The 25,078-nt window shown below is 62.4% G+C and carries 23 protein-coding genes; 8 read left to right on the top strand and 15 right to left on the bottom strand.

The window, feature by feature from the left end; translation table 11 throughout:
* The first annotated feature begins 192 nt into the window (after positions 1–192).
* A complete protein-coding gene (locus tag QMK50_RS10545; protein ID WP_095166326.1) occupies positions 193–513 on the top strand; it encodes a hypothetical protein in 321 nt (106 codons plus the stop codon).
* A gap of 136 nt (positions 514–649) precedes the next feature.
* Complete coding sequence (locus QMK50_RS10540; RefSeq protein ID WP_095166328.1) at positions 650–1,417, top strand: YdcF family protein; 768 nt, start codon at positions 650–652, stop codon at positions 1,415–1,417.
* A 62-nt stretch (positions 1,418–1,479) separates the two neighbouring features.
* Here QMK50_RS10540 and lnt read toward each other — a convergent pair whose 3' ends face one another.
* The 5 genes from lnt to miaB all read right to left on the bottom strand — a co-directional run bounded on the left by lnt (position 1,480) and on the right by miaB (position 6,828).
* Positions 1,480–3,003 carry an apolipoprotein N-acyltransferase gene (gene lnt, locus QMK50_RS10535; RefSeq protein WP_320333082.1) on the bottom strand — a complete coding sequence of 508 codons (1,524 nt, stop codon included), beginning with the start codon at positions 3,001–3,003 and terminating at the stop codon, positions 1,480–1,482.
* A 15-nt stretch (positions 3,004–3,018) separates the two neighbouring features.
* Complete coding sequence (locus tag QMK50_RS10530) at positions 3,019–3,858, bottom strand: HlyC/CorC family transporter (RefSeq protein WP_016773041.1); 840 nt, start codon at positions 3,856–3,858, stop codon at positions 3,019–3,021.
* Between the two features lie 5 nt (positions 3,859–3,863).
* On the bottom strand, positions 3,864–4,358 hold the full coding sequence (gene ybeY, locus QMK50_RS10525; protein WP_095166332.1) for an rRNA maturation RNase YbeY: 495 nt from the start codon (positions 4,356–4,358) through the stop codon (positions 3,864–3,866).
* On the bottom strand, positions 4,351–5,355 hold the full coding sequence (locus QMK50_RS10520; RefSeq protein ID WP_159998116.1) for a PhoH family protein: 1,005 nt from the start codon (positions 5,353–5,355) through the stop codon (positions 4,351–4,353). Before QMK50_RS10520 ends, ybeY begins: the two co-directional genes overlap by 8 nt.
* A gap of 144 nt (positions 5,356–5,499) precedes the next feature.
* Complete coding sequence (gene miaB / locus QMK50_RS10515; protein WP_095166623.1) at positions 5,500–6,828, bottom strand: tRNA (N6-isopentenyl adenosine(37)-C2)-methylthiotransferase MiaB; 1,329 nt, start codon at positions 6,826–6,828, stop codon at positions 5,500–5,502.
* A gap of 135 nt (positions 6,829–6,963) precedes the next feature.
* Between miaB and QMK50_RS10510 the strand changes: the two genes are divergently transcribed.
* Complete coding sequence (locus QMK50_RS10510; RefSeq protein WP_024780849.1) at positions 6,964–7,293, top strand: DUF1820 family protein; 330 nt, start codon at positions 6,964–6,966, stop codon at positions 7,291–7,293.
* 118 nt (positions 7,294–7,411) lie between these two features.
* Here the strand turns inward: QMK50_RS10510 and QMK50_RS10505 are convergent, their stop codons facing one another.
* The 4 genes from QMK50_RS10505 to QMK50_RS10490 form a co-directional block, all read right to left on the bottom strand.
* Entirely contained in the window at positions 7,412–7,966 is a 555-nt protein-coding gene (locus tag QMK50_RS10505) for a tetratricopeptide repeat protein (protein WP_095166334.1), read from the bottom strand.
* A gap of 224 nt (positions 7,967–8,190) precedes the next feature.
* Entirely contained in the window at positions 8,191–9,474 is a 1,284-nt protein-coding gene (gene hemL, locus QMK50_RS10500) for a glutamate-1-semialdehyde 2,1-aminomutase (protein WP_320333081.1), read from the bottom strand.
* Between the two features lie 18 nt (positions 9,475–9,492).
* A complete protein-coding gene (gene thiE / locus QMK50_RS10495) occupies positions 9,493–10,116 on the bottom strand; it encodes a thiamine phosphate synthase (RefSeq protein WP_095166338.1) in 624 nt (207 codons plus the stop codon).
* 18 nt (positions 10,117–10,134) lie between these two features.
* Positions 10,135–10,932: a hydroxymethylpyrimidine/phosphomethylpyrimidine kinase gene (locus tag QMK50_RS10490; RefSeq protein WP_095166340.1), complete on the bottom strand. Its 798-nt coding sequence runs from the start codon at positions 10,930–10,932 to the stop codon at positions 10,135–10,137.
* 325 nt (positions 10,933–11,257) lie between these two features.
* On the opposite strand from QMK50_RS10490, the gene QMK50_RS10485 reads away from it, so the two are divergent.
* The 4 genes from QMK50_RS10485 to QMK50_RS10470 all read left to right on the top strand — a co-directional run bounded on the left by QMK50_RS10485 (position 11,258) and on the right by QMK50_RS10470 (position 17,736).
* Positions 11,258–13,639 carry a 7TM diverse intracellular signaling domain-containing protein gene (locus tag QMK50_RS10485; protein ID WP_320333080.1) on the top strand — a complete coding sequence of 794 codons (2,382 nt, stop codon included), beginning with the start codon at positions 11,258–11,260 and terminating at the stop codon, positions 13,637–13,639.
* A gap of 73 nt (positions 13,640–13,712) precedes the next feature.
* On the top strand, positions 13,713–15,362 hold the full coding sequence (locus QMK50_RS10480) for an acyl-CoA dehydrogenase family protein (protein WP_320333079.1): 1,650 nt from the start codon (positions 13,713–13,715) through the stop codon (positions 15,360–15,362).
* Between the two features lie 176 nt (positions 15,363–15,538).
* Entirely contained in the window at positions 15,539–17,038 is a 1,500-nt protein-coding gene (gene amn, locus QMK50_RS10475) for an AMP nucleosidase (protein WP_162530213.1), read from the top strand.
* A gap of 131 nt (positions 17,039–17,169) precedes the next feature.
* Positions 17,170–17,736, top strand: a complete 567-nt coding sequence (locus tag QMK50_RS10470; protein WP_320334511.1) for a pseudouridine synthase — start codon at positions 17,170–17,172, stop codon at positions 17,734–17,736.
* On the opposite strand, the gene QMK50_RS10465 is transcribed toward QMK50_RS10470, so the two are convergent.
* The 4 genes from QMK50_RS10465 to QMK50_RS10450 form a co-directional block, all read right to left on the bottom strand.
* Complete coding sequence (locus QMK50_RS10465; protein WP_095166363.1) at positions 17,731–17,940, bottom strand: DUF2788 domain-containing protein; 210 nt, start codon at positions 17,938–17,940, stop codon at positions 17,731–17,733. The two genes, QMK50_RS10470 and QMK50_RS10465, sit on opposite strands and share 6 nt — an antisense overlap.
* Before the next feature lie 135 nt (positions 17,941–18,075).
* On the bottom strand, positions 18,076–18,555 hold the full coding sequence (locus QMK50_RS10460; protein WP_095166364.1) for an Lrp/AsnC family transcriptional regulator: 480 nt from the start codon (positions 18,553–18,555) through the stop codon (positions 18,076–18,078).
* A gap of 377 nt (positions 18,556–18,932) precedes the next feature.
* Positions 18,933–19,829: a cation diffusion facilitator family transporter gene (locus QMK50_RS10455; protein ID WP_320333078.1), complete on the bottom strand. Its 897-nt coding sequence runs from the start codon at positions 19,827–19,829 to the stop codon at positions 18,933–18,935.
* A gap of 28 nt (positions 19,830–19,857) precedes the next feature.
* Positions 19,858–20,277 carry a polyribonucleotide nucleotidyltransferase gene (locus QMK50_RS10450; RefSeq protein WP_095166375.1) on the bottom strand — a complete coding sequence of 140 codons (420 nt, stop codon included), beginning with the start codon at positions 20,275–20,277 and terminating at the stop codon, positions 19,858–19,860.
* Between the two features lie 109 nt (positions 20,278–20,386).
* Here QMK50_RS10450 and hrpB point away from each other — a divergent pair, with 109 nt between their 5' ends.
* Positions 20,387–22,921, top strand: coding sequence for an ATP-dependent helicase HrpB (gene hrpB / locus QMK50_RS10445; RefSeq protein ID WP_320333077.1), 2,535 nt, complete (start codon positions 20,387–20,389; stop codon positions 22,919–22,921).
* 149 nt (positions 22,922–23,070) lie between these two features.
* On the opposite strand, the gene QMK50_RS10440 is transcribed toward hrpB, so the two are convergent.
* Together QMK50_RS10440 and QMK50_RS10435 are read right to left on the bottom strand one after the other, a co-directional pair.
* Positions 23,071–24,150 (bottom strand): endonuclease/exonuclease/phosphatase family protein, encoded by a 1,080-nt coding sequence (locus QMK50_RS10440; RefSeq protein ID WP_159998104.1) that lies wholly within the window; start codon positions 24,148–24,150, stop codon positions 23,071–23,073.
* A gap of 75 nt (positions 24,151–24,225) precedes the next feature.
* Positions 24,226–24,900, bottom strand: coding sequence for a YciC family protein (locus QMK50_RS10435; RefSeq protein ID WP_159998102.1), 675 nt, complete (start codon positions 24,898–24,900; stop codon positions 24,226–24,228).
* Positions 24,901–25,078 lie beyond the last annotated feature (178 nt).

The raw sequence follows: 25,078 nt of genomic DNA, 5'->3' as shown, positions 1-25,078 counted from the left end.
TTCGATGCCCAGCCGAGCTGGAAGTGGAGTTACAGGAAGCGCCGTAGCATACATGACCGTACTCGGCCTAGGGAAACCCTGATTGCGCCGCGTTAACCACAGCTGGGGCCGTTGGTCGCGGCGCACAGCCGGTTTGTGCGACGAAGCTAAGCTCTAGTTGGGGAGTAGGTCTTATCTTCAATGAGGTGAGGGATGGTTGAGTCGCAAACAAAAGTTACGCAACCCGAGTTGTACGAAAAACTGATAGATCGTCTGGGGATGGCCCTGGACGCGGTAAAGACCGCCGGGCGGTTGCGTGATGAGCGTCCGCTGGAACTGGAACTTCGCGGGTTGAGCCGCGCAGAGTTCGATCTGATCAAGGCTTATCTGGACCGTAGTGAACGCGAGGCGCATGGAATCTTGTCAACAGCAGTGAAGCACAACGATGCCCCTCGTTCGGCCAAAGTCATCTGGTTGAAAGACAAGGCACCTGGCAGCGACGCGGTAAAGGTCCGGTCCCTGCAGGTCAAGTAAGTGATCAGGTACGTGTTTGTCGCCCCGAGCGGGCACATGAAGTCACCGGTGATGGTTTTTTGATGAAAAGGTCCGTCACCTTGGTTGTCGCTTTACTTCAACCCACTTAGGCTTCGGGCATCTTTGGAGATGCTCGATGCCTTTTCGTTACTTGGTCAAACAACTGCTCATGCCGCCCGGCATTCTTTTGCTGCTGCTGGCGCTAGCCTGGTGGTTTCGCCGTTCCCGGCCGCGTCTGGCAACCCTGTGTTTTGTCCTGGGTGCCGGTGGATTCTGGCTGATGAGCTTGCCGGTAATGGTGCAATGGGGCGCCAAGGCTCTTGAGCGTGAACCGGCGCTGGCGCGCAGTGAGTGGGCGAGCCTGGCCGAGCGCGCGGATGTGATCGTGGTGTTGGGCGCTGGCCGTGAGCGGGGCGACCCGGCCTGGGGTTCCGACCAGCCCACGGGCGTGGCGTTGGAGCGTGAACGCTATGCGGCGCGCCTGGCCAAGGCTTCGGGTTTGCCGGTACTGACCAGTGGCGGCCTGCATTACGGCACGCCGCCGACCGAGGCCAAGCTGATGGCCGATTCGCTGCAGGAAGATTTCGGGGTCACGGTGCGCTGGCAGGAAGGGCGCAGCCGCACGACCTGGGAAAACGCCCAGTTCACCGCCGAACTGCTGCAACCGTTGGGCTTGAAGCGCGTAGTGGTGGTGACCCAGGCCTGGCACATGCCGCGCAGTGTCTGGAGTTTTGAGGCCGCGGGATTGAGCGTGGTGCCGGCGCCAATGGGCTTTTTGGGCAGCGATAACGCCAATGCCGAGCCACTGGGTGGCTGGCTACCGACCTTCAAGTCGATCTGGCGCTCCGGGCAGTTGTTGAATGAGGCGGCGGGGCAGGCGGGGTATGCGTTGTTTTATCGATGACCCGTTGCACCCCTTGCAGGCGTTCGCTGGCAAGCCAGCACCTACAAGGGGCGGGTTCGGTTCTAGACGGTCTTGGCCATTCGGCTGGCCAGCAGTGCCCAGCCAAACAGCAACAGGCAGAGGACGATCAGCGGCCACGAGCGCCATTGCAGGTACGGTGTCAGGTTGTGCATCGGCACCACCTCGCCGTAGAGGATGCCGCGCTCGAATTGCGGGATCTGCACGGTGATCTTGCCGAATGGGTCGATCAGCCCGGTGACGCCATTGTTGGTCGCCCGAATCATCCAGCGCCCGGCTTCCAGCGCGCGCATCTGCGCCATCTGCAGGTGCTGCAGCGGGCCGATGGAGGTGCCGAACCAGGTGTCGTTGCTGATGGTCAGCAGCAGGTCGCTGCGCGCTGACAGGCTCGCGGCAAACTCCGGGTAGACCACTTCGTAGCAGATGAACGGGGCTATCTGGTAGCCCTTGGCTTGCAGCATCGGCTGGTCGGCCGGGCCACGGGCAAAGTCCGACATCGGCAGGTCGAAGAAGGCGATCAGGCCACGCAGCACGTCCTGCAAGGGCACGTATTCACCAAACGGCACCAGCTTTTGCTTGAGGTAGGTGCCGTCACCTTCACCGACCACGGTAATGCCGTTGTAGAAGCGTTTTTCCTGGTGCACCACCTGGCGAATCGGCACGCCGGTGATCAGCGCCGTATTCCGCTCGGCAGCAAAGCTGCCCATCATGCTCAGGTAGCCCTCGGCGGACTCCTTGAGTACCGGCACCGCGGTTTCCGGCCAGATCAGCAGGTCGACGCGCTTGGAGCTCAGGCTCATGTCGCGATACAGCGCCAACTGCGAGTTGAGCTGCGCCGGGTCCCACTTCATGCTTTGTTCGACATTGCCTTGAATGGCCGCCACGCTCAGCGGCTCGCCGGACGGGCTGGTCCAGGCATGGCCCTTGAGTGCGATGCCCGCCGCCCATGGGCCGAACAGCAGCACCACGCCGGCGGCGATGAAGCCTGGGCGGCGGTTGCGTAGCAGGCGTGGCGCGTTGCATAGCAACGCTGCGGTCAGGGCGATGGTGAACGACACCAGCCACATCCCACCCACCGGCGCCAGGCCGGACAGCGGGCCATCGAGCTGGCTGTAGCCGGAATAGAGCCAGGGGAAGCCAGTAAGGAACCAGCCGCGGAATGCTTCCTGGGCCACCCACAAGGCGGCAAAGGCCAGGGCGTCGGCCAGCGGCGCTTCGTTACGACGCAGCCAGCGCGCCCAGACCCAGGCGGGCAGGGCGAAGAACCAGGCGATCGCCGCGGTGAACAGCAGCATCAGGAAGCCGGCGAGCAGCATCGAGGCGCCGCCGAAGTGGTGGATGCTGTAGTAGATCCAACTGGTACCGGCGCCGAACAGGCCGAAACCGAAGCACCAGCCGCGCCCCAGTGCCTGGCGCGGGGTCAGATGGCGCAGGCCGGCATAAAACAACCCAGCCGCCAGCAGTGCCAGCGGCCAGATATCGAACGGCGCCAGCGCCAGGGTGGTGATTGCACCGGCCGCCACGGCCAGCAGGTTACCGGGCCAGCCGGGGCGGGTTATCCAGCGCATTTCGATCCTTAGGGGTTACCGGGCGATAGGTGTCAGGCGCAGCAAGTGGATACGACGGCTGTCGGCATTGAGGATGCGAAAGCGATAGGCGCCGATTTCCGTGATTTCGTTGCGTTTTGGCAGATGCCCGAACGCGCTCATCACCAGGCCGCCCACGGTATCGAACTCATCGTCGGAGAATTCGCTGTCGAAGAACTCATTGAAGTTCTCGATCGGCGTCAGGGCCTTGATCAGGAAGTCGCCGCTGGGCAGGGGCTTGATGTAGCTGTCTTCTTCGACATCGTGCTCGTCCTCGATATCGCCGACGATCTGTTCCAGCACGTCTTCGATGGTCACCAGGCCCGCCACTCCGCCGTATTCGTCGATGACGATGGCCATGTGGTTATGGTTGGCGCGGAACTCACGCAGCAGCACATTCAGGCGCTTGGACTCCGGCACGAAAGTGGCCGGGCGCAGCAGGTCCTTGATGTTGAAGCTGTCGCCGTTTTCCTTGAGGATCAACGGCAGCAAGTCCTTGGCCAGCAATACGCCCATCACGTCATCGTGGCTTTCGCCGATCACCGGATAGCGCGAGTGAGCCGAGTCGACCACGGCTGGCAGGAACTCACGGGGAGTCTGGGTCGCCTTGATGCTGACCATCTGCGAGCGCGGCACCATGATGTCGCGCACTTGCAGGTCAGCCACCTGGATGGCGCCTTCGACGATGGCCAGCGCTTCGCTGTCCAGCAACTTGTTCTGATGGGCATCGCGCAGCAGCTCCAGGAGCTCCTGACGGTTCTTCGGCTCGTGGGCAAAAGCCTGGGTGAGCTTACCCAGCCATGACTTCTGCCCGTTGCTCGATCGATCTTCGCTCATAGCGATTACTCTGAATCCTTTGTTGTAACAGTAGGGGATAGTTCGGTTTCGTCGTCTGCGTAAGGGTCCGGATGACCCAGTTCGGCAAGCAACGTTCGTTCCAGTGCTTCCATTTCCTCGGCTTCCTCGTCATCTATATGGTCGTAACCAAGCAGATGCAAGCAGCCGTGAATCACCAGGTGAGCCCAATGGGCGTCCAGCGCCTTGCCTTGCTCGGCGGCTTCACGCTCGACCACGGCCACGCAGATCACCAGATCGCCCAGCAGTGGGATGTCGAGAAACTCGTCGGGCACGTCGGCCGGGAACGACAGGACGTTGGTTGCGTAATCTTTCTGACGCCAGGTGTGATTGAGCTCACGGCCTTCGGCTTCATCGACCAGGCGAATGGTCATTTCCGAGTCGGCCGTGCGCTGGCGCAGGGCCAGCTCGCACCATTGGCGGAATTGGGCTTCGCTGGGGGCGTTGCCCTCGGTGGCAAGCTGCAGGTCAAGCTCAAGCATCGCGGCGGTTGTCCTTCGGGGAGTCGGGTGCAACGCGATTCTCGAAGCGCTCATAGGCTTCGACTATGCGCTGCACCAGCGGATGGCGCACGACGTCTTTGGGCTTGAAGTGGGTAAAGCTGATACCCGGTACGTCCTCGAGCACTTCAATCACGTGGTTGAGCCCGGACTTGGTGCCCTTGGGCAGGTCGACCTGGGTGATGTCACCGGTGATGACCGCCGTGGAGCCGAAGCCGATCCGGGTCAGGAACATCTTCATCTGTTCCACCGTGGTGTTCTGGCTTTCGTCGAGGATGATGAAGCTGTTGTTCAGGGTGCGACCACGCATGTAGGCCAGCGGTGCGACCTCGATGACCTGGCGTTCGATCAGCTTGGCCACGTATTCGAAGCCGAGCATTTCATACAGGGCGTCGTACAGGGGGCGCAGGTACGGGTCGATCTTTTGCGACAGGTCACCCGGCAGGAAACCAAGTTTCTCGCCAGCTTCGACCGCCGGGCGCACCAACAGGATGCGGCGAATCTGCTCGCGCTCCAGGGCATCTACCGCGCAGGCGACAGCCAGGTAGGTCTTACCGGTACCGGCTGGGCCGATCCCGAAGTTGATATCGTTACCGAGGATTTCCTTCACGTAGCGCTGCTGATTCAAGCCGCGAGGGCGAATCATGCCTTTTTTGGTGCGCAAGGCTACGGCGGGTTCGGCAGGGGCGTGGTTTTCCAGCTCTTCGACGGCCGATTCCTGCAGGAACAGGTGAACCATGTCCGGCGACAGCTCACTACCCTTGGTTTCACGGTAGAGGCGGCGCAGCAGGTTTTCCGCCGAGGTGGTGTGCTTGAGCTCGCCGATCAGTTCGAACTGATTGCCGCGGTTGCGGATCACGATCGCCAGGCGCTGTTCGATCAAGCGCAAATGCTCGTCGAATTGCCCGCACAGATTGGCGAAGCGGTGAGCCTCAAAGGGCTCGAGGATGAAACGATGCGGTTCTATGGGTGCGTTCAAGGTTGTTTTCAGCCGCCCTTGGGCAATTAAGATGAAATCAAGGATAACGCCAGTGGCCTGGGTGCGAAAGCTCTTATACAGACCAATGTTGAACACCTTCCCCTGTGGGAGCGAGCTTGCTCGCTCCCACAGGGGAAGGTGGTGTTATTGGATCAGCGAACCCCGCAGCGAGTGCGGCTGTGCGGCGTCGATGTGCACGTCGGCGAACTGGCCGATCAGGGTTGGCGTGTCGCAGCGGAAGTTGACTATACGGTTGTTCTCGGTGCGCCCCTGCAGTTCGCCAGGGTCTTTTTTCGAGTAATCGGTGACCAGGATCCGCTGGATCGATCCGACCATTTGTCGGCTGATTTCGAAGCCTTGCTGGTTGAGGCGATGCTGCAGGGCGTTCAGGCGCTGTTTTTTCAGCTCTTCCGGCGTCTCGTCGGCGAGGTCGGCGGCCGGGGTGCCTGGGCGCTGGCTGTAGACGAACGAGTAGGAGAAATCGAAGCCAACGTCTTCGATCAGCTTCATGGTCTGTTCGAAGTCTTTCTCGGTTTCGCCCGGGAAGCCGACGATGAAGTCCGAGCTGATGCAGATGCCCGGTACGGCGGCGCGTAACTTGCGCAGCTTGGACTTGTACTCAAGCGCAGTGTGGTTGCGCTTCATGGCCGAGAGGATCCGGTCCGAACCCGATTGCACCGGCAGGTGCAGGTGCTTGACCAACTCCGGCACGTCGGCGTGGGCCTGGATCAGGCTGTCGGAAAATTCCAGCGGATGGGACGTGGTGTAGCGGATGCGGTCGATGCCATCGACCGCGGCAACCACCCGGATCAACTCGGCCAGGTCTGCCAGGCGCCCGTCGTGGGTGGTGCCGCGATAACCGTTGACGTTCTGCCCCAGCAGGGTCACTTCACGCACGCCGTTCTCGGCCAGGTGAATGATCTCGGCGATCACGTCATCGAACGGCCGGCTGACTTCTTCGCCACGGGTATAGGGCACCACGCAGAACGTGCAGTACTTGCTGCAGCCTTCCATCACCGAGACATAGGCGCTCGGGCCGTCGATGCGCGGTTCGGGCAGATGGTCGAATTTTTCGATTTCCGGAAACGAGACATCGACCTGCGGCAGTTTGGTGATCCGCGCGGCGTCGATCATTTCCGGCAGGCGGTGCAGGGTCTGCGGGCCGAAGACCACGTCGACATAGGGGGCGCGGTCGCGGATGGCGGCGCCTTCCTGGCTGGCCACGCAGCCGCCGACGGCGATCACCATCTCCGGGTTGGCCAGCTTCAGCTCGCGCCAGCGGCCCAACTGGGAGTACACCCGGTCCTGGGCACGTTCGCGGATCGAGCAGGTGTTGAGCAGAATCACGTCCGCGTCTTCGGCGCGGGCAGTCACTTCCAGGGCCTGGTGTTCACCCAGCAGATCAACCATGCGCGAGCTGTCGTACTCGTTCATCTGGCAACCGTGGGTTTCGATATAAAGCTTCTTGGCCATGGACGGGGTCATCACGTGATTCAAAGAACCGCGCATTATAGGGAACAAGTCCTCAGGTTCCTACCGTCGTGCGTCCAGCGGCTATGCTATAGTTCGCGCCCTCATTTTTATCCCTCGATGTGTTACCCGCCCACCATGACCAAACGTGAAGCTCCAATCTACAAGGTGATTTTCCTCAACCAGGGCCAGGTGTTCGAAATGTACGCCAAGCAGATCTATCAAAGCGATCTGTGGGGCTTCCTGGAAGTGGAAGAGTTCGTCTTTGGCGAGCGCACGCAAGTGGTCGTCGATCCGAGCGAAGAGAAGCTCAAGGCGCAGTTCGAAGGCGTGGTGCGCAGTTTTGTGCCGATGCATTCGATTGTGCGCATCGACGAGGTCGAGCGCCTGGGCACACCAAAAATCAGCGAAGCCCGTGGCACGGTCGGCAATGTCATGCCGTTTCCGATGCCGATGCCTGAGAAGTAAGCCTTAATACCGCGTCGTCTTCATCGCTAGCAGGCTAGCTCCCACAGCGGGTCTTCTGTGAACACACTGTTTGTGAGAGCGAGCCTGCTCGCGATGGGCCAGGCAGGTCAGTGAAGGCTTACGGCAGCGGCGAGAACGGCGTACGCCCATCCGCGCTTTGCAGCTCCATCAGGTACTTGCGGAAAATCTGCCCCAGCACCTGGGTGGCGACTTCCAGTTCATCGCGTTGCATGTGCTCGGCGACTTCGTCGGCAGTGTCCAGCGCATCTTCGGCGCCGTTGACCGCAGCCATTTTCAGCACGATATAGGCCTGGACGTTATTGGCGGGCACGCCTTCGCCGTGGAAGAACATGGTGCCGAGTTTGAATTGCGCCTGGGCATGGCCTTGCAGGGAGGCCTTCTCGAAGTAGCTCAGGGCTTGATTGAGGTCGCGCGGTGCATTTTTACCGTCGTAGTAGAACTCGCCCAACTCGTATTGCGCTTCCGCATCCCCGGCGTCCGACGCTTTCTGGCAGGCTTCAAGGGCCTCCTTCAGGTCTTCAGGCTGGGTATTGAGGGTGCAACGACCCATTGCCGGGATCAACAACGAGTTGCCGCCTGCTTGTGCGTGCGCGAGCAGCGGCTGAAGGAGCAACAGGCAGCCCAATGCAAGGGTGCGGCCGGTGCGGTTCATGGGAATCGACTTACCTCTGAAGGGCGCGCGGACCCATCGAGGGATCCAATAAGCGCGCATTATGAAATAAGCAGGACCTTCCTTACAAAGTCTTTACTCGTTTTTCTGCCGCGCGGGAACTATATCTACCGCTTTTAGCGGCAACTTGGATAGTCGTAGCAGCAAAAAGACAGCAATGTAGGATAAAGCTGACGTCGACCCAGGTCGACGTCAGCGGTTTTGGCTTACTTCAGCGCGGCAAATGCTCGCTCGGCCGCGTCCAGGGTCAACTGCAACTCGGCGTCGCCGTGGGCGATCGAGGTGAAGCCTGCCTCGAAGGCGCTTGGCGCCAGGTACACGCCGCCTTCGAGCATCAGGTGGAAGAAACGCTTGAACAGGTTGGCATCGCTGGCCATGACGTCGTCAAAGGTCACGATGTCGTCGGCGCCACTGAAGTACAGGCCGAACATGCCACCCGCCTGGGTCGTGACGAATGGGATGCCCGCGGCATCGGCACGCTGTTGCAGGCCATCGAGCAGGCGGCTGGTGTAGTCGCTGAGTTCGGCGTGGAAGCCCGGACGGCTGATCAGGCGCAGGGTGGTCAGGCCGGCCGCCATGGCCAGCGGGTTACCCGACAGGGTGCCAGCCTGGTAGACCGGACCCAGCGGGGCAATGTGCGACATGATTTCGCGCTTGCCGCCGAAGCAACCCACCGGCATGCCGCCGCCGATGATCTTGCCGAAGGTGCTCAGGTCTGGAGTCACGCCGTAGTGCGCTTGGGCGCCGCCCAATGCCACGCGGAAACCGGTCATCACTTCGTCGAAAATCAGCACCACGCCGTGCTGGTCGCACAGGCTGCGCAGGCCTTCGAGGAAACCCGGAGCCGGCGGTACGCAGTTCATGTTGCCGGCTACCGGCTCGACGATGATGCACGCCACTTCCTGGCCGACTTCGCCGAGCATCTTGGCCACCGCATCGATGTCGTTGAACGGCAGGGTCAGCGTGTGCTTGGCAAAGGCGGCGGGTACACCAGCGGAACTTGGCACGCCTTGGCTCAGCAGGCCCGAGCCGGCCTTGACCAGCAGGCTGTCGGAATGGCCGTGGTAGCAGCCTTCGAACTTGATGATGCTGTCACGGCCGGTGAAACCACGGGCCAGGCGAATCGCGCTCATGGTCGCTTCGGTGCCGGAGCTGACCATGCGCACCATTTCCATCGACGGCACGATCGAGCAGACCAGGTCGGCCATTTCGGTTTCCATCGCCGTTGGGGCGCCGTAGGACAGGCCGTGTTCCAGTTGCTTGCGCACAGCGTCCAGCACTTCTGGGTGGCTGTGGCCGAGAATCATCGGGCCCCAGGAGCCGACGTAGTCGACATAGCGCTTGTCGTCTTCGTCCGTCACGTAGGCGCCTTCAGCGTGCTTGAAGAACAGCGGGGTGCCGCCCACGCTCTTGAATGCACGTACGGGCGAATTCACGCCGCCGGGAATGTGTTTCTGGGCGTTGGCAAACAGGGTTTCGGAACGAGACATGGTAGGGCTCTCAAAAATTCAGGAATTGAACAATGCGTTGAAGGCGCGCGCGCGGCGGGTCACTTCGCTCGTGCTGTCGGCGCCGAACAGGCCATGCACTACGGCCAGCAGGTCGACCCCATGGGCCACCAGCGGGGCGGCGTTGTCCAGGGTGATACCGCCGATCGCACAGATCGGCAGGTGCAGCCGGGCGCGGGCCTGGTCGAGCAGTTCGAGGCTGCAGGTCGGTGCGCCGGGTTTGGTGTTGGAGTTGAAAAAACGGCCGAAGGCGACATAACTGGCGCCTTCCTTGGCCGCTTGTTCGGCCAGCTCGATCTGCGCGTGACAGGTCGAGCCGATGATCGCCTGGCGACCCAGCAGTGCCCGGGCCGGGGTCAGCGGGCCATCGGTTTGCCCCAGGTGCACGCCGACGCCCAGGCGTGCGGCCAGTTCGGCGTCGTCGTTGATGATCAACTGGGTCTTGTAGCGCTCGCACAGGCCGCGCAGGGCTTCGGCTTCGCGCAGGCGGCGCGCCTCGTCGGTGCTTTTGTCGCGGTACTGCAGCAAGGTCACGCCACCCTCCAGTGCCGCTTGCACATAGGGCAGGAACTTGCCGGCCAGTAACTGACTGTCGGTAATGGCGTACAGACCACGTAATTTCATCGGGCAAGCCTCATGGCGTTACGAGCAAAAATCCAGCGGCAGGCGGCGCGGAACAAACTGGCCTTTGCCCAGTTGTTCGGCGTCACGCAGGGTGCGCCACGTGTAGTCCAGTGCCGACTTCACCGCGCTGGCGAGGTGTTCGCCCTGGGCCAGGCGACCGGCCAGGGCGCTGGCCAGGGTGCATCCGGATCCGTGGTAGCTACCGGGCAGGCGCTGGCAGGTAAAGGTTTCGCGGTGACCGTCGCGGCTGTAGAGGCGATTGTGTACTTGATGTTCGTCGCCATGCCCACCGGTAATCAGCAAGTGTTTGACGTAGGGCAGGAGTTTTTCTGCGCACTGGTCGGCGCTGCCGTCTGGCAGTTCAGCCAGGATCCGGGCTTCAGGAAGGTTAGGGGTGGCGATGATCGCCAATGGCAGCAGGCGCTCGCGCATGGCGTAGCCGACTTCGTCCTTACCCAGGCGTCCGCCGCCGCCGGCGCGCAGCACCGGGTCGCAGACCACGGGCAGGTGCGGATGCGCCTGGAGCAGTTCGACCACGGTGTCGACCATTTCCAGTGAGCCGAGCATGCCCAGCTTGACCGCCGCGACCTGCGAGTCGTTGAGGACGGCATTGGCCTGGGCCAGTACCCACTCACGATCGAGGACGCGGAAATCACTGACATTGACGGTGTCTTGCACGGTCAGGGCAGTGACGGCCGGGGCCGCATGACAACCCTGAGCCAGCAGGGCTTCGATATCTGCCTGCAAGCCGGCGCCACCACTTGGGTCGTGGCCGGAGAGACAGAGGACAACGGGGCGAGAGCTGTAGATATTCATGGTGCGCGAGCTTACCACCAAACACGTTTTTTCGGTGCGCCTGGCAGCACGCCAGGACTTGCTGCCAGCCGCGTGGGCTCGTGGCAGCGGCGGGCGGTTAGGGATGATCCTCATAATCTGACTGGATCTTCAGGTATTGACCGCTATGTTCCGCCGAAAGGCCCGTTCTAGAGCCTTCAAACTAAAAATTTCAATGGTGTTCAAACGCCACCAGCGGCTATGCTAGAGTGGATCCAAACCAATAACAGGTTGTATCGGTTCGACGTCTGCTCAAAAGGAAATGGGGGGGCTTCCTGACGCACCGGACAGGCCATGCTGGGGCTTTATGCGCTATTTGCTGATGTTGCTGTTGAGTTTGCCCATGTTGGCGAGCGCAGCGGACTTTGATGAGTTCACCCAAAAGCTCCCCTTGGGTCGGATCATGCAGGTGTACGAGGATGTCGCCGGCACTGCGAGCATCAAAGACGTCCAGGCCCAAGCGGCGGCCGGTCATTTCAGCCCCCACCACAAAGCCACCCTGAATGCCGGTTACTCCCGTTCGGTGTTCTGGCTGAAGATCGACCTGCATTACCGTCCGAGCAATCCCGAGGTCCTGCGTACCTGGCTGCTGGAGTTGGCGTACCCACCCCTGGATCACGTCGACCTGTACCTGCCCGATGGCACTGGGAATTATCAGCTCAAGCAGCGCACCGGTGACGCCTTGCCGTTCGCCACCCGGGAAATTCGCCAGAACAACTACCTGTTTGACTTGCCCTTCGTGGCCAATGAACAGAAGACCGTCTACCTGCGCCTGCAAAGCCAGGGTTCGATCCAGGCGCCGCTGGCACTGTGGTCGAGTACGGCCTATCTGGAAGACCAGCCGGTGCGCCTGTATATCCTCGGGCTGATTTACGGGGTCCTGCTGGGGATGCTGGTCTATAACCTGTTCATCTACCTCAGCGTGCGCGACACCAGCTACCTCTATTACATCTTCTATATCGCGTCGTTCGGCCTGTACCAGCTCTCGGTGAACGGTGCGGCGGTGGAGTACTTCTGGCCGAACAACCCTTGGTGGGCCAACGCCTCGACACCGTTTTTCATCGGCTGCGCGGCGCTGTTCGGCAGCCAGTTCGCCCGCAGTTTCCTGCAAACCTCCAGTCACAGTCGCTGGTTCGATCGCCTGCTATTGACGCTGGTGGCCTGCAGCGCGGTGGTGGTCGGCCTGTCGTTGATGACCAGCTATGCCCTGGCCCTGCGCCTGGCCACGGCATTGGCGCTGATCTTCACCGTGGTGATTTTCTCGGCGGGGATTTTCGCCTGGTGGCGCGGCCTGCGGGTGGCACGCTATTTCATCATCGCCTGGTCGGCGTTCCTGCTCGGCGGCATCGTCAATACGCTGATGGTGCTGGGCTACCTGCCTAACGTGTTCCTGACCATGTACGCCAGCCAGATCGGTTCGGCGATTGAGGTCGCATTGCTGTCCCTGGCCCTGGCTGACCGCATCAACACCATGCGCGAGCAGCAGGCACAGACATTGTTCGATGCCGGGCAGAAGCTGGAAGTGTTGAACCAGCAACTGGCCCACAGTAACCAGCTCAAGGATGAGTTCCTGGCGACCCTGACCCACGAACTGCGCACGCCGATGAATGGGGTGATCGGTTCGCTGGAGTTGATGCAGACCGTCGAGATGGATCCGGAGCTGGAGCAGTATCAGCAGACCGCCGCCGGTTCGGCGCGGGACATGATGCGCATGGTCAACGGCATCCTGACCCTGACCGAGCTGCAGGCCGGGCGCCTCAAGGCCTACCCGGAGTCGTTCAGCCTGCGTTCGGTGGTCGATGGCCTGCACCAGCAGTTCGCCGCCAATGCCGCGAGCAAGGCCCTGGATTTCAAGGTTGAGCTGGCCCAGGGCTTGCCCGACCGCCTGCACGGTGACAGCGCCAAGCTGGTGCAGTGCCTGGAGTGCCTGCTGGACAACTCGATCAAGTTCACCCACGTCGGCGGGTTGGCGTTGCGGGTCAGCGGCAAGCCGGCTGAAGCCGGGCGCCAGGCGTTGTCCTTTGCCGTAATCGACACCGGCATCGGCTTTACTGACCTGGGCGAGGCGACCATGTATCAGCGCTTTTTCCAGCTCGACGGTTCCATGACCCGCGAGTACGGCGGCCTGGGAGTGGGGTTGGCGATCTGTCGGCAATTGGTCGAGTTGATCGGCGGGCGCCTGACCCACCGCTCTGAACCTGGGCGTGGCAGCCGGTTTCAGCTGGATGTCGAGTTCGAGGTGGTGACGCTGCCGCCGAGCACCGCTACCGTGCGTCACGGCCAGGACCTGGTGAGCGTGCGCGACCCCCAGGATTGCCGGGTGTTGTTGGTCGACGACGACAGTATCAATCAACTGGTGGTGCGCGGCATGTTGCTCAAGCTCGGCTATCGGGTGCGCAGTGTCGACAGCGCCCCCGCCGCGCTGGAGTGCTTGCGCCGGGAGTATTTTGATGCGGTGCTGCTGGACAGTCCGATGCCCGAGCTGGCGGGGCAGACGATGTGCGAGCAGATCCGTGCGCTGCCGGGCTACGCCAACGTTGCGGTGCTGGCTGCGGTGGCCACCACCAGCCTGGACTTCGAGGCCGGGCTGACTGATTGCCTGAGCAAACCGGTGAAATTCGAAGAGTTGCAGGCGGTGCTGCATCGTCGGTTACTTTGCCAGCAGCAAGGTGAAAGCGCCGGCATTTAGGCGTATATGCCACTTTGTCAGGGGGTGGCAGGGTGCTTAACTGAGGGTCTTCGCTGACCCAAGGAGGCCCGCCATGAACCTGCACCAGTTCGCCGAAACCCACGAAGTCACCAATCAGCCACCCTCCCTGGACGGGGTCAACCTGTACCGCGTCGACCTGCCGCTGCAAGAGTGGTCGCGGCGTTTCGGGGCGGGTTGGGCCGAGTCGCGAATCGACGCCTATGGTGCCTTGGCCGGTGGTCCGTTGATGGCCGCGGGGTTTTTGGCCAACCAGAACAAGCCGCTGTTCTGCAGCCATGATCGGTATGGTCATCGCATCGACCTGGTGGAGTTTCACCCGGCTTACCATGAACTGATGCGGGCTGCGGTCGAGCACGGGCTGACGTCCTTGCCCTGGACCGATCCACAGGCCGGCGCCCATGTTGCCCGGGCCTCCATGACGTACCTGCACAGCCAGGCCGAAGCCGGCAGTGGCTGCCCGCTGACCATGACGTTCGCCAGCGTGCCCGCCTTGCGTCTGCAGCCGGACATCGCCCGGCAATGGCTGCCGAAAATCCTCGCCCGCGAGTATGACCCGCGCAATGTCGGCATGGCCCACAAGGCCGGCGTCACGATCGGCATGGCGATGACCGAGAAGCAGGGCGGCACCGACGTGCGGGCCAATACCACCAAGGCGTATCCAGTCGGTGCGGCCGGTCCGGGCCAGGCGTATGAACTGGTGGGCCATAAATGGTTCTGCTCGGCACCGATGTGCGACGCCTTCCTGACCCTGGCCCAGACCGACAAGGGCCTGACCTGCTTCCTGCTGCCGCGCCATCGACCAGATGACACGCGGAACCAGTTCTACATCCAGCGCCTGAAAAACAAACTGGGCAATTGCTCCAATGCCTCCAGTGAAGTCGAGTTTCGTGGGGCGCTGGCGTGGATGATCGGCGAGGAGGGGCGTGGCGTACCGACCATTATCGAAATGGTCGCCATGACCCGTTTTGATTGCATGGTCGGCTCCAGTGCCTTGATGCGCCAGGCGCTGACTCAGGCCTGCCATCACTGCGCCCACCGCCAGGTGGGTGGCAAGTTTCTCAGCGAACAGCCGCTGATGCAGAACGTGCTCGCCGACCTGGCGCTTGAAAGCGAGGCCGCCCTGGCCTTGAGCCTGCGCATGGGGCAGGCGCTGGATCAACTGGATGACACCCAGGAAGCCAAGTTCGCCCGGCTGGTGACAGCGGTGGGCAAGTACTGGATCTGCAAGCGCGCCCCGGCCATGATCAATGAAGCTGCCGAGTGCATGGGCGGCGCCGGTTATGTCGAGGAAAGCATCCTGCCGCGCCTGTACCGTGAGGCGCCGGTGAACTCGACGTGGGAAGGTTCCGGTAACGTGCAGTGCCTGGACGTGCTGCGTGCCCTGTCCAAAGAGCCCGGAGTGCTCGATGCACTGTTCAGCGAACTGGGCGACGGGCATGGCGACAAACGCCTGGCCACGCACATCCAGCAGTTGCAGGCGGCGTTCAAGGACACCAGCGACATCCAATACCGCGCCCGCCAACTGACCGAGGACATTGCCCTGGGCCTGCAGGCCAAGTTGTTGCTCGAGGCGGGCAATGCCAGCGTCAGCGACGCCTTTATCGCCAGTCGCCTGAACGGTGGAGGCCGGGTTTACGGTGCGTTGCCGCGAGGTCTGGATGTGGAAGCCATCGTCGCCCGTTCGACCCCGCAGCGCTACTGACCACAACAAAGCCCTGTGGGAGCGAGCTTGCTCGCGATTGCGATCAAACATTCAACATCAATGTTGCCTGACACACCGCAATCGCGGGCAAGCCCGCTCCCACAGGATTTCCAGTGTTCCGGAATTGAAGCGTAACCAACACGCCACTGTTCCCGTGAAGCAACGTTGCAGGCAAGATGAAGGCCTGCAAGCCAGAACACAGGAAGCTGATCGTGACCGAAGCCTTTATTGTCGTTCAAACCGCTGAACAAGCCGTGGACCGGCTCGCCGCGCTGCACGAGCGAGCCACTACGGCGTTGAACCAGGCGCTCAAGCGTTATCTGAAAGACCGCATCGAACCCGATGCCGAACAGCGTGCGATGTTCCGCTACCCGGAATTGCGCCTGACCTACCTGTGCCAGGGCGAAGTCCCACAGACCACCCGGGCTTACGCCAAGGTGCAGTTGCCGGGGACCTACAGCGTCACCGTCACCCATCCGGCGGCGTTTCGTAAGTACTTGCTGGAGCAACTGGTGCCCTTGATGCACGACTTCACCGTGACGGTGGAAGTGGGTGTCAGCCAGCAGAATATCCCGTACCCCTATGTGGTCGAGCAGGGCGATGAACTGGCCGGCTCCGGCGTGACCGCCGCGGTGCTGGCGCGGGTGTTCCCGAGCACCGACCTGTCGGCGGCCACCGATGGCATCGCCGACGGCCTGTACGATTGGGAAAATACCGATCCGCTGCCTCTGGCCCTGTTCGACGCCGCGCGGGTCGACTTCTCCCTGCGCCGCCTGGTGCACTACACCGGCAGCGACTGGCGGCATGTGCAGCCGTGGATCCTGCTGACCAACTACCATCGTTATGTCGACCAGTTCATCGTCCATGGCCTGGAGCAATTGCGCAGCGACCCGCGCTTTGTGCGCATGGTGCTGCCGGGCAACGTGATCATCGAAAAGAGCATGGATCACGGCGAAGCCTCGGCCATTGCCGCAGGTGTGGTCTGGCACCGTTACCAGATGCCGGCCTACCACTTGCTGGCGTCCGACGGGCATGGCGTGACCCTGGTCAACATTGGTGTCGGCCCGTCCAACGCGAAGAACATCACCGACCACCTGGCTGTGCTGCGTCCGCACTGCTGGCTGATGATCGGGCACTGCGGTGGCCTGCGCCAATCGCAGACGATCGGCGACTACGTGCTGGCCCACGCTTACATGCGACGCGACGGGATTCTCGACCGGGTGGTGCCGCCGAACATTCCGATCCCGGCGCTGGCCGAAGTGCAAATGGCGCTGCAACAGGCGGCTGCCAACGTCACGGGCGAGAAGGGCGATGACCTGAAAAAACGCCTGCGCACCGGTACCGTGCTGACCTACGACGACCGTAACTGGGAATTGCGTTGGGCCCAGGAGCGACCCTTGATCAACCTGTCACGGGCGGTGGCGGTGGACATGGAAAGCGGCACCATCGCCGCCCAGGGTTATCGTCTGCGGGTGCCGTATGGCACGTTGCTGTGTGTCTCGGACAAGCCGCTGCACAGTGAAATCAAGCTGCCGGGTTCGGCCAACGCTTTTTATGAGCGTGCGGTCAGCCAGCACTTGAAAATCGGCATCGCCGCGGTGGATCTACTGCGCACCGAGCTCAACTCATTGCACTCGCGCAAACTGCGCAGCTTCGACGAGCCGCCGTTCCGCTGATTGTTATCGTGGTCATTTGACGGTCGGGGCACTAGCATGGGCGGCCCTGACCGTTAGATGTTGTGTTTGCCATGTCCCGTCCTCGTCCTCCTTCCCGTCGCCCAGGTGCTGCCCCCGCAGGCCCGCGCCGCGTGGCCAAAGCGCCGCCGGCTGAACCGAAACTGATTCTGTTCAACAAACCCTTCGATGTGCTGACGCAATTCAGTGATGGCGAAGGGCGGGCGACGCTCAAGGATTACCTCGAGATTCCCGGGATCTACCCGGCCGGCCGCCTGGACCGTGACAGCGAAGGGCTGCTGTTGCTGACCAATGATGGCCAGTTGCAGGCGCGGATTGCCGACCCCAAGCACAAGTTGGCCAAGACTTATTGGGTGCAGGTCGAAGGCGAGCCGTCGGCCGAGCAGTTGCAGCGCTTGCGTGACGGTGTCGAACTCAATGACGGCATGACCTTGCCCGCTGAGGCGCGTCAGTTGGAAGAGCCCGAACTGTGGCCACGCAACCCGCCGGTACGCTTTCGTAAAAGCGTGCCGACCAGTTGGCTGGAGTTGGTGATTCGGGAGGGGCGCAACCGCCAGGTGCGGCGCATGACCGCGGCAGTGGGCTTGCCGACCTTGCGCCTGGTGCGCGTGCGAATCGGCGACTGGACGCTCGAGGGGCTCGACCAGGGCCAGTGGAAGGAAGTGCCGGCGCGCTTATAAAGTGCCGGATTCGATCAGGCCAATTACCACGCTCTTGATGATGAATGCCGCCACACCCAGGCCCAGCACAAAGAACAGGATGAACGAGCCGAAACGTCCGGCCTTGGATTTCTTTGCCAGGTCCCAGACGATGAAACCCATGAAAATGATCAGGATGCTGACCAGGCCGGTCATCATCCACTCTTCCAACAGTGCAGGATCCATCGAACATCTCCAGCGTGCGCAGGGCAAAAAAGGCCGGGGGAGTATACGCCAAGGGCACGCGGCGGGGCATTGACCTGCGTCGGTGTGCCGCAGCCTTGCGCCCCGTAGGTGCAAGGCTTGCCCGCGATGGCGGACTTAGCCGCGCAAATGGGTCAACGGCAACTCGGTACTGTTCAATACCTGGTTGAGCACGAAGCTGGAGCGCACACTGGTCACCCCTTCAATCCGCGTCAGGTGGCCGAGCAGCAGTTTCTGGTAATGGTCCATGTCCGGCACCACCACCTTGAGCTGGTAGTCGGCGTCCATCCCGGTCACCAGGCTGCACTCCAGTACCTGGGGCAGGGTACGAATGGCGGCCTCGAAATTTTCGAAGCGCTCGGGAGTGTGGCGGTCCATGCCGATCAATACGTAGGCCGTCAGGCTCAAGCCGAGCAGCTTGCGGTCGAGCAAGGCGACCTGGCGGCTGATGTAGCCATCGTCCTCCAACTGTTTGACCCGCCGCGAACAAGGCGAGGGCGAAAGGCCGATGCGCTCGGCCAGCTCCTGATTGGAGATGCGTGCGTCGCGCTGCAGTTCCGCCAAAATGCTCAAGTCGTATCGGTCGAGTTTGCTCATGAAACAGGCCTTTGTCTTAACAATTGCGGTGGATTATCTATCAGGGGTGAAAAATTGCGCAAGTCATGTTTATTTGAGCAATATTCGCAATCCTCTGCCGTGGCCTCAGGCCTATTCTTATTACCAGAATCACTGCCCGGACAAACAGTCCACAGCGGCCCGCCGAATCAGGCCAGCCGCGGCCACCCCTCCCACAGGAGGCGAGTTGGCCCCCGGGCTACACACTGTCCAGAAGACGGAGTGAGGTGAGCCGGCGTCAAAAGCGTCGAGCACGGACTAAGTTCTCAAGGGGAGGCCGACGGGCCTCCCTTTTTTAGTGCCTGCGAAATAAGCCCAGGCCCGGGCGATTGCCTGGGCTCGCGCGGTTATCAGGTGAGTTACTGATGGCGGGCGCTGTTGACCACTTCCTGCGGGTCAGCGTGCACCAGTACTTCGGCTCGTGGGTAGGCGGCGTGAATGGCATCGGCCGCCTGGTCGCTGATGCCATGGGCGACGGATAAGGTCAGGTCCCCTGGCAGTTCCAGATGCAGTTGCACAAACCAGTGGTTGCCCGAGACCCGGGTGCGCAAGTCGTGGGCGCCCAGGACGCCGGGCACGCCACAGGCCAGTTCGAGCATGTGCTGGCTGATCTCGGGCGGCAGTTCCTCGTCCATCAGCACGGTAAAGCTTTCCCGGGCGATCTGTATCGCACTCCACAGGATGTAGGCGGCAATGGCCAGGCCGAACCAGGCGTCCAGTTGATGCCAGCCAAACCCAGCCAGCACCAGGGCAAGCAGGATGCTGCCATTGAGCAGCAGGTCGGAGCGGTAGTGCAGTGAGTCGGCGCGCACCGCATTGGACCCGGTTTCGCGGATAACCCGGTGTTGCAACAGCAGCAATGCCGCCGTCAGGCCGAGGGAAAACACAATCACCCCGATACTGATCCAGGGCGCACCGACCGGCTCTGGATGCTTGAGCCGGTCGAAAGCCTGGAAGGCGATCAGTAATGCACTGCCGCCGATGAACAGCGCCTGGGCCATACCCGCCAGGGACTCGGCCTTGCCATGCCCATAGCGGTGATCGTCGTCCGCCGGGCGCAGGGCGTAGTGCACCGCCAGCAGATTGAGCAGCGAGGTCACGCCGTCGAGTGCCGAGTCCGTCAAGCCGGCGAGCATGCTCACCGACCCGCTTAACCACCAGGCAATGGCCTTGGCGATAATCAGGATGCTGGCCACCGCCACCGAGGCGCGGGTGGCCAGGCGTAACAGGCGAGCGTGTTCCGGGCTGCTGGTCATAGGTGCATCGTTCCTTCGGTGCGCGTCATCAAGCGGCGGGTTGCAACCCTAACGATGCCAGTTGCTGGGCACTGCCCTTGTGCTGGATCAGGCGTGGATCGTCCAACGGGAAGCTGCGGCCCAACTCGGTTTGCAGGATGGTCTGCAGCTTGGCGTTGTCGACCTGGCCGTCGGCGCCGATCGCTTGTTGGAGTTTTTCCGGGGCCACTTGGGCGGTCTTGCCTGGCTCGAAATAAATCGCCCCGGTAGTGAAGTCCACGGCAAAGGCGATCAGCCCGGGGATCACATAAAACAGCAGGCCCACGGCATCGAGCACGGCAATTGCCGGGTCGATCTTGCCGTCGATCTGGCCACGGCGATCGGGGTAGAAAATCGACCCGCACGCGGTCAGTTGGGTCAGCAGGGTCGCTACCAGCACACCACCAATCAGACGAAACGGAACACGCATAAGAATTCTCCTCGGCAAACTTGAAACGAAACGTCGTCGCTATGAATTAGGACCGTGACGAACGCAAAGCAGTTCGCCGTTATACTCGCCGCTCTGTTTTGGAGCCAGCATGATTTCTTTGCCGATAGATGAAGTTTTACCCGCGCTGCGTGAAGCCCTGGCGACACGCCATGAAGCCGTGCTCGAAGCACCGCCCGGCGCCGGTAAGACCACCCGCGTGCCTTTGGCGCTGCTCAACGAGCCGTGGCTGGCCGGGCAAACCATCCTGATGCTGGAGCCGCGCCGGCTGGCGGCGCGCGCAGCGGCCGAGCGCCTGGCCAGTGAGCTGGGGGAGAAAGTCGGGGAAACCGTCGGCTACCGGATCCGCCTGGACAGCAAGGTCGGTCCCGCCACCCGTATCGAAGTGGTCACCGAAGGCATCCTCACCCGCCGCTTGCAGGAAGATCCGGCGCTGGAGGGGGTTGGCCTGCTGATTTTCGATGAGTACCACGAGCGCAGCCTGGATGCCGACCTGGCCCTGGCCCTGAGCCTCAATGGCCGGGAGCTGTTTCGCGACGAGCAGCCACTGAAGATTCTGCTGATGTCGGCCACTCTCGAAGGCGAGCGCCTGGCCAGCTTGCTGAATGATGCGCCGATCCTGCGCAGCGAAGGCCGCATGTACCCGGTGGCGATGCGCTGGGGCCGGCCGTTTCAGCCGGGCGAGTTCATCGAGCCACGGTTGGTGCAGACCGTGCTCGAAGCCTTGAATGATGAGACTGGCAGCCTGTTGGTATTCCTGCCCGGGCAAGCGGAAATCCGTCGGGTACACCAGCAATTGGCCGATGCCCTGGGTGAGCGCTCCACGGTGTTGTTGTGCCCGTTGCACGGCGAACTCGACCTGGCAGCGCAGCGGGCGGCCATCGATCCGGCGCCGGCGGGGCAACGCAAAGTGGTGCTGGCGACCAACATCGCCGAGACCAGCCTGACCATTGACGGCGTGCGGGTAGTAATCGATGCCGGGCTGGCGCGGGTGCCGCGTTTCGACCCTGGCAGCGGCATGACACGCCTCGATACCCAGCGGATCTCCCGCGCCAGCGCCACCCAACGTGCCGGTCGTGCCGGACGCCTGGAGCCGGGGGTGTGTTATCGGCTGTGGTCCCAGGACCAGCATGAACAATTGGCAGCCTATGCCAGTGCCGAAATACTCTCGGCGGACCTCGCCGGCCTGGCGTTGCAGTTGGGGCGTTGGGGTGTGACTCCGGGGCAACTGGTGTGGCTCGATGTGCCGCCGGCGGCGGCGTATGCCCAGGCCCAGGACCTGCTCGAACGCTTGGGGGCCCTGCAAGGCTCCTCGCCGCAAGATTGGCAACTGACCCGGCATGGCCAGGCTATGGCCGAACTGCCGGCCCACCCGCGGATTGCCCATTTGTTGCTGCGCGGCCAGGCGCTGGGCCTGGCGAACATGGCCTGCGATGTCGCGGCGTTGCTCGGCGAGCGGGATATTTTGCGCGGCGCCGGTGCCGACCTGCACAGTCGCCTGGTGCTGCTGTCCGGTGAGGAACGGGCTGCCCGGGGCGCCCAGGGTGGTGTGCAGCGGGCTCGGCAACTGGCGCGGCAGTATCGCGGCTATCTGCGTGGCAAACCCGAGCAACCGGTGGCGGACCCGCAACATCCGCGCTGGCTTGGCGCGTTGCTGGCCCTGGCCTACCCGGACCGCGTGGCCCAGCAGCGCCGTGCGGGCGGCGCGGAATATCGCTTGGCCAACGGGCGCGCGGCGTTGTTTGCCGAGGCGGACAGCCTGATGAAGCAGGGCTGGCTGGTCATCGCCGATTTGGGCAGTCGCCAGGGGCAACGGGAAGAACGGATCTACCTGGCGGCGGATTTTGACCCGGCGCTGTTCGACTCGGTATTGGCCGAGCAGGTGCGTTGCGTCGATCAACTGGATTGGGATGAGCGTGAAGGCGTGCTGCGCGCTGAGCGCCAGCGCAAGGTCGGCGAGATGGTATTGAGTCGTGAGCCGTTGACCGGCCTGGATGAAGCGGCGCGCAGTCAGGCGCTGGTCAACCTGGTGCGGCGCAAGGGCCTGGAGCTGTTGCCCTGGACCCCGGAGCTGCGGCAATGGCAGGCCCGTGTGGCGCTCTTGCGCCAGCTCGACCTCGATCAGCAGGGCGACAGCAGTTGGCCGGATGTCAGCGACGGCGCGCTGCTCAAGAGCCTGGAACACTGGCTGATGCCTTATCTGGGGCGGGTTTCGCGGCTCAGCCACTTTGCCAACCTGGACCTGTCGAGCATTGTGCATAACTTGCTGCCCTGGCCGTTGCCCCAACGCCTGGATGAGCTGGCGCCCCATCACCTGAGCGTGCCTTCGGGGTCGTCGATCCGCCTGGACTACAGTGAACAGCCACCGATTCTCGCGGTGCGCCTGCAGGAATTGTTTGGCCTGGCCGAGACCCCGCGCATTGCCGGTGGCCGGCAGGTGGTCAAGCTGCACCTGCTGTCACCGGCCCGCCGCCCGGTGCAGGTGACCCAGGACCTGGCAAATTTCTGGCGCAGTACCTACGCCGAAGTGAAGAAGGACCTGAAGGGCCGATACCCCAAGCACTACTGGCCCGATGACCCTCTGGTGGCAGAAGCCACGGCGCGGGCCAAACCGCGAAAATCCTGATGGTTGGGTGGCCGTATGCAACATCCGCGAGCACCTGAATCCGGATCTGTGGGAGCGGGCTTGCCCGCGATGGGGCCGGTCCATTCAACATCAAGGTTGCCTGACACACCGCCATCGCGAGCAAGCTCGCTCCTACAAAAAAACCGTGCTTACGGTGTTGCCGGTAGCAGAAACCGCGCAATCACCGGCAAGTGATCGGAAATGCGCAGCGTATCGTCCTGCCGGACCTCGGCTTGTACCCGCTTGAGTCTGGGGCTGTAGAACAGGTAGTCGACCGTCCGGTCCGGGCCGTTGAGGCCAGGGTCGTTGGGATAGTGGGTCAGCCAGCGAGCGCGGTCGATGCCGCTGGCTTCGTTATTGGTCGGGATCATCGGGTACTTGTCCCACAGCGTGTGCAGGGCACTGTCGGCGGTGTAGGGCGTGCGCTGTTCGGGGGGCAGGCGCTGGAACTGGCCCAGGGGCAGCAGGTTGAAATCACCACCGATCAGCCACGGGGTGCCGCGCGCCTCGAACTTATCCAACACCTTGGCGACCGCCGCGACCTTGTTCTGCAGGCTGTCGTCCGGCTGGCGCACCCAGTCCAGGTGAGTATTGAGCAGCGCCAACTGGCCGCCGTCTCTGAGGGGCAGGTAGCTCACCAGCAAGGCGTTTTTCGGTTGGAACTGGCGACTGATGAAGTTCTGCGGCGGCTCGGGCAGTTGCTGGCGTTCGGCGTGTTCGATCTGGTAGCGGCTCAAGGTCGCCAATTGCCGGCCGACACTGCCGAAAATATGCAGGTCCGGCACGAAGTCAGCCTTCCAGTCGAACGCCCAGGTACTGCAGGGATAGAGGTCCGCCAGGCGTTCGCGGAGCAGTTTGAGCTGGTCCTGATAGTCGCTGGCCTTGGCCCCGTCATCCAGCTCCTGCAACAGCACTACATCCGGCTGCTCATCGCGGATCACCCGCGCCACTTCATCGAGGCTGAAGGCCATGTCTTCCGGGGTCGGGGATTCGTCGCTGCCCTGGGCCAGGTCGTTCCAGAACACATAACGCTTGCCCGCCAGGTACTGCACGTTCCAGGTCATGACCTTCAGCGCCTGGCCAGGCACCAGCGAGGGCGCCGGGGCGCTGCACTGCACCGTCAGGGGTTCCTTGGCCTCGGGGCGCCAGGTCAGGCTGTAGGTCGAGGCCAGCAACAGGCCTGCCAGGATCAGCAGGCCTAAGAGGGTGTAGCGCAGTAGGCGGGTCATGGGCTCGGCTTATGGCGTTACAAAGTTGGTCCCGAGCATAACCGAGAGCAGGGTCCGAGCCCAAGGGTGCTGCGGTCAGGCATTGCCCTGGGTTTTGTCAGGCGCTTCGCTGATCAGCATGAACAGGCGAAACAGCACCACGCTGGTGAACAGTTGCAGGAAGCTATGGCCACTTTCGATAAGGACCGACAGCACCGGGTTCTGTGGTGACGGATAGAGCGAGACGCTCACCCCCTTGAGCAGCCACAGTGGCCCCATCACACAGAGAATGCACACCAGGATGCGCAGGAAATTGCCTCGGGCCAGGCGCATGCTTTCGCGGATCGCGGCCAACGGCGCCAGGTTGCGCAGTACCAGCAGGTATTCGGCGAACGCCAGCATCACCATCAGCCAGATGCCCGGCAGGAAGTACAGCGACAGGCCCACCAGAATCATCAGGGTGTTGACGGCCGTCAGCAAGGCGAAGCGTGGCCACAGGCTGGCCGATGCTGCCCACAGGTCACGGGTGCGTGGAGATTCGCCACGGCTGCGGGCATCGAGAAACAGAATCAGCGCGGCGGTGTACAACGGGTAGACCAGCAGCCCGACAATCACGCTGTAGCCGGGAAACGCCTCGGGTCCCTGGGTGTGGTCGACCAATTGTTGCAGCAGGGCCTCGATCACCACCAGCGGCAGGCACAACGAGACGATGCCGCCCAGGTTGCGCTTGAAGAAATACAAGGAGTCGCGGAGTACGTCTAACGGATTCATCGGTCGCTTTCGCAGGTTGCAAAGTATGGCGACACTGTAACCGATGGGAGCCTTACCTGAACAAAGGTAAACGTTAGGTAAAGCGCATTGAAACAGCTGGCGTCGGCCCCATTACTGCCGGGCACCTAATCCACACGGGATGAGGGCAAAGATTTTTCCGGCAATCTATGAGGTCGCC

Source organism: Pseudomonas sp. P5_152, assembly GCF_033989915.1.
Classification (GTDB): Bacteria; Pseudomonadota; Gammaproteobacteria; order Pseudomonadales; family Pseudomonadaceae; genus Aquipseudomonas.
The sequence above is the reverse complement of the archived record's forward strand: the minus strand, read 5'-3'. Positions and strand labels throughout refer to the sequence as shown.